This is a genomic window from Vibrio sp. Vb1729 (assembly GCF_033338655.1).
GTDB classification, from domain to species: Bacteria; Pseudomonadota; Gammaproteobacteria; order Enterobacterales; family Vibrionaceae; genus Vibrio; species Vibrio alginolyticus.
The window spans coordinates 21,834-36,115 of sequence record NZ_JAWOTB010000002.1; the positions used below are offsets into that span (position 1 = coordinate 21,834).

The following is a 14,282-nucleotide window of genomic DNA, read 5'->3' on the forward strand; positions in this document are numbered from 1 at the left end:
AAACACACAATGTCACGTTATAAGTGTGTGATTCACTTTGCCCCATGAGCTCGCTTTGATATAAAGGCAAATAGAAATTTTCCAAGATGTATCTATTAATGCAAATAAGTCACTTCAACCGGCTCAAGCGCAGCGCTCTAATTTTAGTTTCTGTTCTTTTACTCTCTGCTTGCCAGATTGAGTCGGAGCCCAAAAGTGAATTTGAAAAAATTCAAGAACGTGGTGTGCTTCGTGTTGGCACGCTAAACAATCAGCTTTCCTACTACATAGGTCCCGATGGTCCCGCAGGGTTGGATTACGAATTGGCGCGTCAGTTTGCGGAGCAGCTCGGCGTCAAACTCGAGATTAAACCAGCCTTTCGCCAGGCTGAGCTTTTTCCTGCTCTTAAGAAAGGAGATATCGATATCATCGCTACGGGTTTAAATCAAACGTCACAAGCAGTCAAACGATTTAGACCAGGCCCTGCCTATTATTATGTAAGCCAACAAGTGGTATATAAAAAAGGGCAACTTCGACCACGTGATATCGAACAACTCATTGAATACCAAGCCTCGAAAGACGACGAGTCCGACGAAGATACAAATGCAGGCGCTCAAACATTAAAGATCGTTGAACAATCGCAATATGTTCCGACCCTAACAGCGTTAAAGAAGCAGTATCCAGAACTTCAGTTTGAAATTGTTGGTGATGCTGACACGAGAGACTTACTCAAATACGTATCGAAGGGTGAGTTACGTTTTACTGTGACTGATTCGGTGGAACTTTCCCTAGCTCAACGCCTTTACCCCGATCTTGCGCTCGCGTTCGAACTTACAGAAGATCAACCTGTGTCTTGGTTTACTCGACGTTCTGAAGACGAAAGCTTGTATGCAATGCTGATAGAGTTTTTCGGTAACATCAAACAATCAGGAGAACTGTCCACCCTCGAAGAAAAGTACATTGGTCATATTGAAGCATTTGACTACGTTGATACTCGCGCATTCATTCGAGCTCTGGATGACAAATTGCCTAAATGGGCACCTTTATTCCAAAAATACAGCGAAGAGTTCGACTGGCGATTAATTGCAGCATTGGCTTATCAAGAGTCACATTGGAAACCAACAGCAAAATCGCCAACGGGTGTTAGGGGGATGATGATGCTTACTCTGCCAACAGCGAAAAGCGTCGGGGTAACAAACCGTTTAGACCCTGAGCAATCTGTTCGTGGTGGTGTCGAGTACTTACGTCGTATTGTAAGTCGCGTGCCTGATAGCATTAACGAGCATGAAAAAATATGGTTTGCGTTAGCTTCATACAATATTGGTTACGGCCACATGATGGACGCACGACGACTCACCAAAGCACAAGGTGGCGATCCGAACGCTTGGGCCGATGTAAAAGACAGGCTGCCTTTACTTCGTCAGAAGCGCTATTACAGCCAAACTCGCTATGGGTACGCCAGAGGCGATGAAGCGCGTAATTACGTAGAAAATATTCGACGTTACTACCAATCCATCATTGGTCATGTCAGCCAACAGCCAGCGATTGATGAGAATAGCGATGACTTACAAGTGATTCCGCCGCTCACCCCCGACATTTTGATATCGGGCGCAGTAGAGACCGTCGTAGAACAAGTCTCTGGCGCTTCTGACGTCACGGTTGAAGAAGACACCGAACAAAAAAGCATTGAAGAATAAACCCGCGGTAAACTAAAAAATGACGAGCCCATGAGCTCGTCATTTTTATTGAGTCCTAACGAAAACTTATCTAGAATCCAAGACTCTGAGTGACACCAACCACACTCAACCATTCCTTTGGTTGGTCGCCTTTTCTTCATCGTTAGTAAAACTGATTGCTTTGTAACAGATTGTTTTGCAACCACATGGTTTAGCTCACTTGATGAAGCGGCGCCTTCGGCTACACTCTGCCGAAATAACGTCACTCCTATTATTAAGCATCGTATTGAAATTGTTTGCTGGCTCTGTGCAATGCAGAAGTCAAATGAAGAACGTTTAAACCATACAATGTTTAGTGCGATTATCGAGCCTATTGCCAAGCATCGATAAGCCGCGCTTTACTGGTATAAGTCTTGTCTGCAGGAGGTTTTGAATATGAGAAGACGTAGAGTGCAGTCAAAGCGTTTAAATAACACAGTAGCTGCTATCCGACGTAAACGTAAACTGACATGTATGAAAAAGAAAGTAAGTTCACGTAATCGTGTTTTTGTACATTTAGTCAATCACTAGTGCGTCCAAGCAAACATCTACCACGTTGTAGGTGTTTGCTAGCCCTCACTACTCCCACTACTTTGTTCGCTCTCTCCATTTTCTAATGCTTTTTGTGCTTGCTTCTTCGCTTTAATTTCCTTTCGGCGGCGCTTAAAAAACGCTTGTAGCTGAGTGCGGCACTCATCTTCTAGCAGCCCCTTTTCAACTAAGGCGTAATGGTAAGCGGCTTGGCTTTCAAACAAATTAAGCACTGTTCCTGCTGCTCCAGCTTTTAAATCTGGCGCTCCAAAAACAACCCGCTTAACGCGGCTATGCAATAAGGCTCCGGCACACATTGGGCATGGCTCAAGTGTTACATATAACGTCGTATCCAGAAGGCGGTAATTTTCTAGCTTTTGGCCTGCTTTACGCAGCGTTTGGATCTCAGCATGTGCGGTAGCGTCATTAGTACCAATAGAGCGATTCCACCCCTCAGCGATAATTTCACCATCTTTGACAAGCACTGCGCCAACAGGTACTTCCCCCTCAGCTTCTGCTTGCTCAGCAAGCTCCATCGCTCTGCGCATAAACAATTCATCTTGAGGGGTAAACGGATGGTTAGACAAAGGAGGCTCCAAAGAAACAAAAATGATTGAAGTTGGGAATTTTATCACCAACTTCGGTTTCACTACAGCGACACATCACGGGACAAAGTTTGCAACTCCAAAAAACCTAGTTACAAGACCTATCGATGTTCGTTGTGCGAGAACAAAAAAGCGCAGATCGAAGACCTGCGCTTTTCGGCTGCCAATTAGTGGCTTTCACACCCTACACGTTTTTACATGGTGTAAGTGTAAGGAGCTTGAATGCCTAGTGGGATACCTACCATCCAATAAGCAACTAGGAAGATAGACCAACCGATCAGCATTGCGATCGAGAATGGCATCATTAGTGACGCAAGCGTACCGATACCAGCCGACTTCACATAACGCTGACAGTAAACCACTACAAGAGGGAAAAATACCATTAGAGGCGAAATGATGTTCGATACAGAGTCACCCACACGGTAAGCCGCTTGAGACAGCTCAGGCGAGATACCAACCGCCATTAGCATTGGCACTAAGATTGGACCAATTAAAGCCCATTTTGCCGATGCCGAACCAATAAGTAGGTTTACAGACGCGGTTAGAAGGATCATACCGATGATGGTCACTTCACCTGGTAGGTTCATCGCTTTTAAGCCTTCTGCGCCATACAACGCTAGCATCGTACCGATGTTTGACTGAGCAAATGCAGATAAGAACTGAGCACAGAAGAACGACATTACAATGTATGCGCCCATGGTTGACATGGTGTCAGCCATCGCTTTGATAATGTCGTTGCTGGTCTTGAACGTTCCAGACACTTTACCGTAAACGTAACCAGGAATGATAAACAGAATAAAGATCAGCGGAACGATAGACTTCATGATCGGTGCTGAGAAGGCCGTAATTTCACCTTCAGGCGAGCGTAGCGCTGATGTTTCTGGAATTAATGCTGCAACAAGTAAGGCAATACCCGCCATCATTGCCCAACCAGCATAACGGAATGCTTTTGATTCCAGTTCAGTAAATGAACCTAGGTTTGGCGCAGTTTCCGCATCGTCATCAATTGGCATTTTTGACAAACGAGGCTCAATGATTTTTTCTGTCACGTACCAACCAATCGCTACAATAATGATGGAAGATAGGCCAGTAAAGAAGATGTTCGCTAATGGGTTAACCACGTATTCAGGATCAAGAACCTGCGCCGCAGTTTGCGTAAAGCCAGCCAATAGCGGATCGATACCTGAAGGGATAAAGTTTGCAGAGAAGCCACCAGATACACCTGCAAATGCTGCCGCAATACCCGCTAAAGGGTGACGACCTGCCGCATGGAAGATAATACCGCCCAGAGGAATAACCAGAACATAGCCTGCATCTGCCGCAGTATGCGATACAATGGCAACCAAAATAAGCATTGGAGTAAGAAGCTTAGCTGGCGTGAAGTTCAGCATCTTCTTAAGACCCGTCGTAATAAAGCCCGAAGAATCTGCAACACCCACACCTAGCATTGCGACAAGTACGATACCCAGTGGCGCAAAGCCAGTAAACGTCGTCACCATGTTAGCAAGGAAACTTGCTAGCGCTTCGCCCGTAAGTAAGTTGGTGATAGTAAGAGCTTCGCCCGTTCGAGGGTTTGGAAGATCGAATGATACATTCGACAAAAGTGCTGACGCCGCCCAAGTAATGATCAATGCCCAGAAGAACAAAATCGCAGGATCAGGAATTTTGTTACCTGTCCTCTCGATAAAGTTTAAAAAGCGCTCCATCCCGCTCGGCTTCGATGATGGTGCTTTATTTACAGCTTGGTTACTCATGGTAACTCCATAGTGAATGATGTTGGTGCCAAGGCCTATTTGAATAATTATAACGGCCTACTATCCAACGAGTATTCTAGTAAACACTAATGGAGAAAGCACAAGGTTCTAGATTTTTTTTCATAATTGGAGACATATTTTGCAAAAAAACAAAACCAAAGATACAAGCCTGAAACATTATGGAAAAATCAACATATACATTTAGTAAACGAGCTGGCAAAAACAGAGGTTGCATAGAGCGATGAATAGATAGTTTTAAGAAAAGAAACTATACGTGATGAGAAGCAAGAAATAATTCTCTTCAATATAAAAAGGGCAACGCGGACAGTGAACACCTTATCCAGAACTCCAATCGGTTTTGATTGAATCGGCGTAAAACAGGAACCTAGACTATTTAATCAAATTCGCTATGTTTAGAGATCATGGTTTTCAGCTCTACCGATTGTATTTTACCGTGGCGATCTTGCCATAGAGCTTCCATATGTATCGTTTTAAGTGCGCCCGACAGAGTTGCCGTTGGCACAGACCAAGATAAAGTATACAAGGGGTGCGTAGTATCTTCCCCAGAGACAATATTTGTATCAAAATTAGCGGCGGGCATCGAGGGGACTGCAGAAATAGCCCCACGCGTACGAAACCACTCTAATTTCTGCTCAGCAAGATTTAGCGCTTCAATGCTATGCATCGCGTAATCTGCCCGCAGCTCAATGTAAGCTTGCAACTTAACCAATCCAAGAGCACCGACACCAATTAAAATAAAAGAAATCATTATTTCAATTAAACTAAAACCATGTTGTTTACTTGGCATTCCAACTTCCCTCTTGCCAACGAACATCATTTCTCCTTGTTGTAGGTCTTTTGCTGGAATCAAATAGTAACTCCATTGAGCCCGCAATTGAGGTTTTTAACCCATCAGTATCAAAACCATAACCACCCGTTGCGTGAAATGCCCCTGCATCAACATAAACAGTTTGTGTAAGATCAGTATATTGTTTACCAATGGTAAAATTAGTCGGTGAGCCATCAGCATTCGAGAACAAACTTTCCCAATAGCTTTTTAACTCATCAGGAGCAAACTGTGGTTTAGTTTTATCGACTAAATGAAAAAGCGAACCCTGAAATGTTGTTGAACCAGTATTGATAAAAATACCATCTTGAATAACTAACGTATATTTCTCATGGTTGCCTTGAAGTGCTAAATTCCCGTGAATGGCGCAGTCACCAGTAATCCAAACCTTATCTACTTCCTTAAAAGCATTTTCGATAGCTGATTTACACTGTGTCGCATTTGACAAATTGATTTTCCCAGCTTTCGGAAATGAAGCTTTGACTTTATCAATGTTTTCCGGTGTTTTTTTGTAATCAAAAAAGGTTTGGAATGGATCGACTTCAGAGTCATAAACAAAATCGCCTTTTAGCTGCGGATCAGAAGTTTCAGGTTTATTAGTTTTCGTAATTGCATTCCCAGCTTTTACTGTAACATTGGTTGTCGTTGCAGCGGTACACCCTCCAGCAGGAGAACCATCATATAAGCTATTCGCTCTTATTGATGCAGTGTTATATTTTGATCCTGTGCTTCCGCCTTCCATGGTATAACTATACCGATAAGTCAGTGATATGCATTCATACAGATTGTCAGAATTAAGATCACCTTTCGCATCTGGATGAACCTTTAAATCACCATAAGTAGTTAACTTGGATGTGGTTTGTATCGCTCCTTTTCCACGATTACTTAGTGTACTGAAAGTTTTATTGAGCTGGGCCCAACCATTGTGAGATATAGAATTAATACGATAGACTCCTGCCCCTATATCAGTAACGTTCAGCTGGCTAAGGTTTAATTCCCTCTTACATAAGGTATTTAAATTATTGTGATTAATTGGGATGAGCTCGTTCACTATGGATACATCATCTGTGACATAAGCAAATAGACACTCAAGCCCCCCTTCCGCTTCCCAGTGCTGTTGCCGAGAACTAACTTCATTCTGCGCACGCTTAATTTGATAAAATAGATTCTTATATGACCCTAACGTCACAACCAAAGCGACAGAGAGCAGTATGGAAGTAATAAGTAACGTGGCCACTCCTTGTTGATGCTTACGTATCATTGCCAATTCCTTTGCTGAACTTGTAATAAAATGGCGTGAGAAATTGCCGGATCATTTTTTAATTCAGCGGCCATTGAAATAGAAATAAACGCACTCTCTATTGACGAACCTGATAGTAATGTTCGACTAACACCAAATTGAGTTACTTTAATTTGCTTAGGATCAAAAAGATCAAAACATCCACTAGCAGCAGACACGACACTTAAAGGTGATGGTGAATCATCCTGGCAATATTCCAACATATTATCCTTTAACCGATATATCGTATTACTCACAGAGCTTGCTGTGTTTCGATAAACATAACCGATTTTTTCGGATTGTTGATATAGAACGCTAGGAGAACCGGAAAGCATCATTGATTTTGTCGTAATACCATCAAACCCTGCTCGCTGAATATCCTCTTTCACTTGTTGAATTACACTACTCATCTGCTGAAGTAGCATTATTTCCTTGCTTCGCTGCACAGCTGTTTTTTGGTTAGAAAGAAACACTGCGCCAACAATGCCCAAAGCGACAAGTCCTAACAACGCAGCAATCATAAACTCAACAAGTGTACTACCCTGCTGTTTAGCATTGTTCAAAGCCATATTTTGCCTTATTCATAGCGCACACTTTTACTCGCCCTGCTCCGTTATGAACAGTTACTTTTATCGGACTGGTATCCGCTTGAGATTTCTTCAGGTGAATACTTCCCGCATTTTTGGGATTCCCCATAACACGATCAAACTTGACGCTAGTTATATTACTCGACACCACCAGACCCCGATATAGATGACCTTGCAGCTCAGCAACAGTATTCATTGAAGTAATGTCAGTGACATTCGATACACTCGAGAGTGTGAGCTTCCAGCTTCCGGTGGATGAAGGCAAGCCTTGAATATGAACCCAAAAATCTTGATTTCTCATCACCGATTCCGATTTCGCTTGGATCAAAAAACCCTGTAATTCGTTGGCTAAATTCACTATTTTCATGTGTTGGCTAACTTTTGAAAAACTTGGGGCGACAAAAAGTAGTAGTACTGACAAGACAGCAACAGTAATAAGAAGCTCCAACAACGTAAACCCGCGAGGCATTTCCCAAATTCCTATGTAAACGGCAAAAGGGCCGTAATTCATCTTGCACAGATGCTATCACCTGCCAAAAATAGGCGGAAAAGTGAAAAGGAAACTACTCGTGATGATTCGAATTTCTCGTTGTAACGGCTACAAAAAAGGATTGAGAGGGATGACATTGATCGAATTACTGGTAGCTGTAGTGATTGTCGGGATCATTGCGGCTGTCGCCTACCCTTCTTACACCAATCATGTGCTCAAGTCTCATAGGACGGTTGCCTTGAGCGATCTTAGTCGAATTCAGCTAGAGCTAGAGACATCTTATGATGGTGGGTACGACTGGAGTCATATTATCTCTGGAGGCACATGCACTCTATGTGACTCAGACAAAAATAGATTTTCTTTCAATATTGCGAGCTCTGCAAGTACGGCCTATACCATTACAGCAACAGCAAAATCGGCTCTGGGACAAGACGACGACGAGTGTTTGACTGGCGCTAAAACGATTACTTTAACGTCAACAAATGTCGAAGAACCAAGTGATTGCTGGAATTAGAAGAACACCGAGATGCAAAAAGGCCTGCATTTTAGCAGGCCTTTGTATTTGTGCTTTTCACTAAAGTCTTAGCTGGTTAAATCATCAAAGAACTTTTTCACACCGTTGAAAAAGCCTTCTGATTTAGGCTTGTGCTTTGTCGCCGCTTCACCACCACAAGATTCTTCAAACTCTTTGAGCAGTTCTTTTTGGCGTGAGCTTAGATTTACTGGTGTTTCGACAACCAACTTAACAATCAAGTCACCGATACCGCCACCGCGAACGCCTTTCACACCTTTACCACGCATGCGGAACATACGACCTGTTTGCGTTTCTGAAGGTACTTTTAGGCTTACGCGACCATCTAGAGTTGGTACTTCAACTTCACCACCTAGAGCTGCCATCGCAAAGCTTACTGGCACTTCACAGTATAGGTTGTTGCCATCACGCTCGAAGATATGGTGCTCTTTCACGTGCACTTGTACATACAAGTCGCCAGCAGGCGCCCCCATTTCTCCCGCTTCACCTTCGCCAGATAGGCGAATACGATCGCCAGTATCAACACCTGCCGGGATCTTAACGTTAAGTGTTTTTGTTTTCTGCTTACGACCTTGACCATGACACTCATTACAAGGGTCTTTAATGATTTTACCTTTGCCGTGACAGGTAGGACAGGTTTGTTGCACTGCGAAGAAGCCCTGGCGCATCTGTACTTGACCATGACCATGACAGGTACCACATGTTTCAGCAGATGAACCTTTCTTCGCGCCACTACCATCACAGGTATCACAGTGTACTAGTGTCGGTACTTCGATCTCTTTCGTTACACCACGAACCGCTTCTTCTAGCGTCAATTCCATGTTGTAACGTAGGTCAGCACCTCGCTGGGCACGGTGGCCACCACCGCCACGACGACCACCACCAAAGATGTCACCGAATACATCGCCAAAGATGTCGCCGAAATCAGCACCGCCGCCGCCAAAGCCGCCGCCACCGAAACCACCGCCGCCTTGTTCAAAAGCTGCATGACCGTATTGGTCGTACGCCGCTTTCTTTTGAGGGTCGGTCAGAACTTCGTACGCTTCTTTTACTTCTTTAAACTTGTCCGCCGCAGAATCATCACCCTGGTTTCGGTCTGGGTGGAATTTCATCGCTAGACGCTTATACGCCTTTTTGATATCGCGCTCTGAGGCATCACGGCTTACGCCTAATACTTCGTAAAAATCACGTTTTGACATGTTCTTCGTCACCAGTTAATTACTACAAACGGCATCGATTCACCGCTTGGTGTTTGTATCGTTCTAGGTAAGTGCACTTGTCTGCAACATACTTAACTAGAAAGACAGCGTTTACAAACAGACGGGCGTAAGAGTTGCCCCAAACGCCCGCACACGAAGTCTTATCGACCCCAGATGGCTATGCAGCCATCTGGTTAAGAAATATTATTTCTTGTCGTCTTTAACTTCTTCGAACTCAGCATCTACAACGTCGTCTTCTTTAGACTGTGCACCTGCGTCAGCACCTTGTGCTTGCTGCGCTTGAGCTTGTTGTTGAGCGATTTCCATCAGCTTTTGAGAAGCGGTCATTAGTGCTTGAACTTTAGCATCGATAGCTTCTTTGTCTTCGCCTTTACGTGCTGTTTCTAGCTCAGAAATTGCTGCTTCAATCTTCTCTTTCTCTTCTGCAGGTAGCGCTTCACCAGCTTCTTCTACTTGCTTACGAGTACCGTGAATCATTTGGTCAGCTTGGTTACGTGCAGTCGCTAGCTCTTCGAACTTCTTGTCCGCTTCTTTGTTAGCTTCTGCTTCTTGAACCATTTTCTCGATGTCTTCATCGCTTAGACCGCCAGAAGCTTGGATAGTGATCTTCTGCTCTTTACCAGTCTGCTTGTCTTTCGCAGACACGTGTAGGATACCATCCGCATCAAGGTCAAACGTAACCTCGATTTGTGGCATACCACGTGGTGCAGGCTGGATGCCTTCTAGGTTAAATTGGCCTAGAGACTTGTTGTACATCGCTTGCTTACGCTCACCTTGTAGAACGTGGATAGTTACCGCGCTCTGGTTGTCTTCCGCTGTAGAGAAAACTTGGTTCGCTTTAGTTGGGATAGTTGTGTTCTTCTCAACTAACTTAGTCATCACGCCACCCATTGTCTCGATACCTAGAGACAGTGGAGTTACGTCTAGTAGTAGTACGTCTTTAACGTCACCAGCAAGTACACCACCTTGAACTGCAGCACCCATTGCTACTGCTTCGTCAGGGTTTACGTCACGGCGCGCTTCTTTACCAAAGAACTCAGCAACTTTCGCTTGAACCATTGGCATACGAGTCTGACCACCAACTAGGATTACGTCAGTGATGTCGTTTACTGATAGGTCAGCATCAGCTAAAGCTACTTTTAATGGCTCAAGAGAGCGTTGTACTAGGTCTTCAACTAGAGATTCTAGTTTTGCACGAGTCACTTTAATGTTCATGTGCTTAGGACCAGTTGCATCTGCAGTAACGTAAGGTAGGTTTACGTCTGTTTGAGAAGTAGAAGAAAGCTCGATTTTCGCTTTCTCTGCTGCTTCTTTAACACGCTGCATTGCTAGTGGGTCGTTCTTAAGGTTGATGCCTTGCTCTTTGTTGAACTCATCAACCAAGTAGTTGATTAGACGGTTATCAAAGTCTTCACCACCTAGGTGAGTATCACCGTTAGTTGCTAAAACTTCGAATGTTTTCTCGCCTTCAACTTCATCAATTTCGATGATTGAAATATCGAATGTACCACCACCAAGGTCGTATACCGCGATAGTGCGATCGCCGCCTTTCTTATCTAGACCGTAAGCTAGTGCAGCTGCCGTTGGTTCGTTGATGATACGTTTAACTTCTAGACCTGCGATACGGCCAGCGTCTTTTGTCGCTTGACGCTGAGCATCGTTAAAGTAAGCAGGTACTGTGATAACTGCGCCAGTTACTTCCTCACCAAGGAAGTCTTCAGCAGTTTTCTTCATTTTCTTAAGAACTTCAGCAGAAACCTGAGGAGCTGCCATTTTTTGGCCTTTCGCTTCTACCCAAGCATCACCGTTGTCAGCCTTAACGATTTTGTAAGGCATGATTTCGATGTCACGCTGAACTTCTTCGTCTTCAAAACGACGACCGATTAGACGCTTAATTGCAAATAGCGTGTTTTCTGGGTTAGTTACTGCTTGACGTTTCGCTGGTTGACCTACTAGCGTCTCACCGTCAGTGTAAGCAATAACCGATGCAGTAGTACGTTCGCCCTCTGCGTTTTCAATTACACGTGGTTTGTCGCCGTCTAATACAGCAACACATGAGTTAGTAGTACCTAAGTCAATACCAATGATTTTACCCATCTGGCTATCTCCGAATAAATTCTATTTTCGTTTGGTTATAACCCCAATGTGGGGGGAGGAGAATCGGGTTTCAACCCTTGCTCACAAACAAAAATAATCAATGTTTGCTTCTCTATGCCACATAGATAAGGGCGGCAAAATGCTTTTCAAGGGCAGAATTAAAAAAAAGCGTCTTTTTTCGAAATTTATGTGTTTCTTTCTGATTAGTTGGGAACTCGTCACACTGCTGTAGCGCAACAAAACGTCATTTCCCAGATAAATTTATTTATGTCCGACTCTTCCTAAATAAAAAACGAGCTCATAAGAGCTCGCTTCAATATTAGGGTTAAAATAAATTATTCAAGGTATTAGGCGTTCGCTTGAGCAGGCTCAGCATCAACACCTTCTTCTTTACCTATCTCACCTTCTGTTTTTGCAACAATGGTGTTCACTGCCGTGTCGCCGACAACGTTAGATGATGTACAGAACATATCATTTATACGGTCGACCGCTGCAATGATTGCTAAACCTTCAGGTGGTAAACCTAGTTGGTGAAGCAAAACGCCTACCATTACCACGCCGCCCCCAGGAACGCCGCCAGCACCAATAGATAACAGAAGAATAGTTAAGCCAAGTGTGAAGATGTCTGCGGTGTTAATTGGCTGGCCAAAAGCGTTCGCAACAAACATCGTTGCTAGAGCAATATAGATAGACACACCAGACATATTCATCGTTGCGCCCAGTGGTACACCGAAGCCAGCAACCGATTTAGAGACCTGAAGCTTTTCTGTCAGTGTGCGCATCGTTACCGGGATAGTCGCGTTTGAGCTCGCGGTAGATAGAGAGAAAAGAATCTGCTCACGAGTTGCACGTAGGAAAGTCTTTGGAGAAGTTCCTGTCGCAATACTCACTGCCATTGGGTAGAAGAAGAAGATCCAGAACACCAACATCGCAACCACCAAAGCCACGTAACCGGCAACGGACATTAATGTATTGGCGTTTAGCGTTGCACCTAGTTGAATCATTAGTGCGAACACACCATATGGTGCAAGACTCATCACTAATCCAACCAATTTCATCATGATTTCATTTGCCATTTTGAATGTGCGAATAGCTGGGCCACCACGAGAATCCAAAGCTTGAATTGCAAGCCCCGTCAAAATTGCCATAAAGATGATTTGCAGCATGTCGCCGCTAGCAAACGCTTGTACAGGATTGCTAGGAACAATGTTAACAACTAAAGAGAAAATGTCCGGCGTCTCTGTCGTTGTCAGCTGTACAGCCTCAGATACCGTTCCTGCTAGATTAGCGCCCGCTCCTGGCTGGAAGATCAAGCCGACAGTCAAAGCCGCCGTAATCGCAATGATGGTGTTAAGAATGTAAAGGGTAAAAGTTTTTCCACCAAGACGACCAAATGCACTGATGTCTTTCAAGTCAACAATGCCGCATACGATTGAAACGTAAACTAAAGGAACAACAAGCAATTTGATCAGTGAGACGAACATGCCGCCAACACCTTCTGCTGCTCCAAGTAGGTATGTATCAAAAATCGCAATACCGCTAAATAAGTACTGAATTGCTGTCCCCAGCACAAGGCCGGCAAACAAGCCTATAAAAATCTTACTAGAAAGCGATTTATCCATTATAAATCTCCGATATGTTGTGTTTACTATTTACATTTTTGTAGTTATATATGCTTACTTTTAAAGCATTAGTCGCAAATCATACACACCGAAGTTACAAAATAAAGTGATAATTTACATTTTTGTTAACGACATTGTTTTAGAAAAAATGACTATATTTACATTCCTATGCAGAACAAATATTCACACAACGAATGATTACAATCACTTATAGCCCTTTCCGTTAATAAACACGCAGCGAGATGAGAGAAAATCTCCTATAGGAAAATAATTAACCAATAGGAAAAAATATGAAGGGGATCAAATTTTCATTTATCGATATACAACGAAGTTCGATGCAGTCATTTATGTTTAAAACAAAAAAGCGCCCATCAAAAATGATGGGCGCTTTTATATTTAAAAAACAGGTAGTTAAAGTTACTTAGCAACCATTACCATTGCCGGACGAATCACACGGCCGTTTAGTTCGTAACCTTTTTGCATAACAAACATAACAGTGTTTGATTCATGATCAGGGCTCTCCTGAATCGACATCGCTTGATGGAACTCTGGATTGAATGCTTCACCTTCAGGGTTGATTGCTTTCAAGCCAAATTTCGCTACAACGTCTACAAACGTTTTATGTGTTAGTTCAACGCCTTCTAGGAACGGCTTCACAGTTTCATTCTCTGTATCTGCCGCTTGAATTGCACGCTCTAGGTTATCAATAACAGGAAGCAGCTCTTCTGCAAACTTGTTCAACGCAAACTTACGTGCTTTATCGATCTCTTGCTCAGTGCGACGACGCATGTTTTCTACTTCAGCTTTAGAACGCAACACCGCATCTTGTTGCTCTTTTACTTTTGCCTCGCTAGACAATAGTGCCGCTTCTAGTTGAGCAATCTTAGCGTCTGTCTCATCACCAAGCTCTTCAAGCTCAGCTTCAACTTCTTGTGCTTCAGCTTCTACTTTTTCAGCCTCTTCGATGATTTGATCAAGCTCTTCTTCTGTAACTTTGTTTTCTTCGTTGCTCATGATATCTCCA

General features: G+C 43.5%; 12 protein-coding genes. 2 read left to right on the forward strand and 10 right to left on the reverse strand.

The features are described 5' to 3' along the window. The first annotated feature begins 98 nt into the window (after positions 1 to 98). Positions 99 to 1,676, forward strand: coding sequence for a membrane-bound lytic murein transglycosylase MltF (mltF, locus tag R7E29_RS00825; protein ID WP_054576941.1), 1,578 nt, complete (start codon positions 99 to 101; stop codon positions 1,674 to 1,676). Between the two features lie 587 nt (positions 1,677 to 2,263). On the opposite strand, the gene tadA is transcribed toward mltF, so the two are convergent. From tadA to R7E29_RS00855, 6 genes are all read right to left on the reverse strand, one after another. After that, positions 2,264 to 2,773, reverse strand: a complete 510-nt coding sequence (tadA, locus tag R7E29_RS00830; protein WP_374041321.1) for a tRNA adenosine(34) deaminase TadA — start codon at positions 2,771 to 2,773, stop codon at positions 2,264 to 2,266. Between the two features lie 251 nt (positions 2,774 to 3,024). Further along, entirely contained in the window at positions 3,025 to 4,584 is a 1,560-nt protein-coding gene (locus R7E29_RS00835) for an AbgT family transporter (RefSeq protein WP_005383758.1), read from the reverse strand. A 394-nt stretch (positions 4,585 to 4,978) separates the two neighbouring features. Continuing rightward, entirely contained in the window at positions 4,979 to 5,392 is a 414-nt protein-coding gene (locus tag R7E29_RS00840) for a prepilin-type N-terminal cleavage/methylation domain-containing protein (protein ID WP_017635696.1), read from the reverse strand. Next, positions 5,382 to 6,692: a hypothetical protein gene (locus tag R7E29_RS00845; protein ID WP_006741845.1), complete on the reverse strand. Its 1,311-nt coding sequence runs from the start codon at positions 6,690 to 6,692 to the stop codon at positions 5,382 to 5,384. The genes R7E29_RS00840 and R7E29_RS00845 overlap by 11 nt, the downstream gene beginning before the upstream one ends. After that, complete coding sequence (locus R7E29_RS00850) at positions 6,689 to 7,279, reverse strand: PilW family protein (protein ID WP_017635697.1); 591 nt, start codon at positions 7,277 to 7,279, stop codon at positions 6,689 to 6,691. The genes R7E29_RS00845 and R7E29_RS00850 overlap by 4 nt, the downstream gene beginning before the upstream one ends. After that, positions 7,260 to 7,766 carry a GspH/FimT family pseudopilin gene (locus tag R7E29_RS00855; RefSeq protein WP_017635698.1) on the reverse strand — a complete coding sequence of 169 codons (507 nt, stop codon included), beginning with the start codon at positions 7,764 to 7,766 and terminating at the stop codon, positions 7,260 to 7,262. The genes R7E29_RS00850 and R7E29_RS00855 overlap by 20 nt, the downstream gene beginning before the upstream one ends. Positions 7,767 to 7,869: 103 nt before the next feature. Here R7E29_RS00855 and R7E29_RS00860 point away from each other — a divergent pair, with 103 nt between their 5' ends. Next, complete coding sequence (locus R7E29_RS00860) at positions 7,870 to 8,301, forward strand: type IV pilin protein (protein WP_017635699.1); 432 nt, start codon at positions 7,870 to 7,872, stop codon at positions 8,299 to 8,301. A 68-nt stretch (positions 8,302 to 8,369) separates the two neighbouring features. Here R7E29_RS00860 and dnaJ read toward each other — a convergent pair whose 3' ends face one another. The 4 genes from dnaJ to grpE all read right to left on the reverse strand — a co-directional run bounded on the left by dnaJ (position 8,370) and on the right by grpE (position 14,272). Beyond that, positions 8,370 to 9,518 carry a molecular chaperone DnaJ gene (gene dnaJ, locus R7E29_RS00865; RefSeq protein ID WP_017635700.1) on the reverse strand — a complete coding sequence of 383 codons (1,149 nt, stop codon included), beginning with the start codon at positions 9,516 to 9,518 and terminating at the stop codon, positions 8,370 to 8,372. A 204-nt stretch (positions 9,519 to 9,722) separates the two neighbouring features. Further along, positions 9,723 to 11,636 carry a molecular chaperone DnaK gene (dnaK, locus tag R7E29_RS00870; protein ID WP_005381623.1) on the reverse strand — a complete coding sequence of 638 codons (1,914 nt, stop codon included), beginning with the start codon at positions 11,634 to 11,636 and terminating at the stop codon, positions 9,723 to 9,725. Between the two features lie 347 nt (positions 11,637 to 11,983). After that, the gene (locus R7E29_RS00875; protein ID WP_005381625.1) at positions 11,984 to 13,258 is read right to left on the reverse strand and encodes a dicarboxylate/amino acid:cation symporter; all 1,275 of its coding nucleotides are present in this window, start codon (positions 13,256 to 13,258) and stop codon (positions 11,984 to 11,986) included. 417 nt (positions 13,259 to 13,675) lie between these two features. Next, entirely contained in the window at positions 13,676 to 14,272 is a 597-nt protein-coding gene (gene grpE / locus R7E29_RS00880; RefSeq protein WP_021034134.1) for a nucleotide exchange factor GrpE, read from the reverse strand. Between the last annotated feature and the right edge of the window lie 10 nt (positions 14,273 to 14,282).

Bases quoted from the DNA above. Each gene is read 5' to 3' on its own strand.
- grpE (WP_021034134.1), bottom strand. From the start codon at position 14,272: ATGAGCAACGAAGAAAACAAAGTTACAGAAGAAGAGCTTGATCAAATC.
- R7E29_RS00840 (WP_017635696.1), bottom strand. From the start codon at position 5,392: ATGCCAAGTAAACAACATGGTTTTAGTTTAATTGAAATAATGATTTCT.
- mltF (WP_054576941.1), top strand. From the start codon at position 99: ATGCAAATAAGTCACTTCAACCGGCTCAAGCGCAGCGCTCTAATTTTA.
- tadA (WP_374041321.1), bottom strand. From the start codon at position 2,773: ATGCGCAGAGCGATGGAGCTTGCTGAGCAAGCAGAAGCTGAGGGGGAA.
- R7E29_RS00855 (WP_017635698.1), bottom strand. From the start codon at position 7,766: ATGCCTCGCGGGTTTACGTTGTTGGAGCTTCTTATTACTGTTGCTGTC.
- R7E29_RS00860 (WP_017635699.1), top strand. From the start codon at position 7,870: ATGATTCGAATTTCTCGTTGTAACGGCTACAAAAAAGGATTGAGAGGG.
- R7E29_RS00850 (WP_017635697.1), bottom strand. From the start codon at position 7,279: ATGGCTTTGAACAATGCTAAACAGCAGGGTAGTACACTTGTTGAGTTT.
- R7E29_RS00835 (WP_005383758.1), bottom strand. From the start codon at position 4,584: ATGAGTAACCAAGCTGTAAATAAAGCACCATCATCGAAGCCGAGCGGG.
- dnaK (WP_005381623.1), bottom strand. From the start codon at position 11,636: ATGGGTAAAATCATTGGTATTGACTTAGGTACTACTAACTCATGTGTT.
- dnaJ (WP_017635700.1), bottom strand. From the start codon at position 9,518: ATGTCAAAACGTGATTTTTACGAAGTATTAGGCGTAAGCCGTGATGCC.
- R7E29_RS00875 (WP_005381625.1), bottom strand. From the start codon at position 13,258: ATGGATAAATCGCTTTCTAGTAAGATTTTTATAGGCTTGTTTGCCGGC.
- R7E29_RS00845 (WP_006741845.1), bottom strand. From the start codon at position 6,692: ATGATACGTAAGCATCAACAAGGAGTGGCCACGTTACTTATTACTTCC.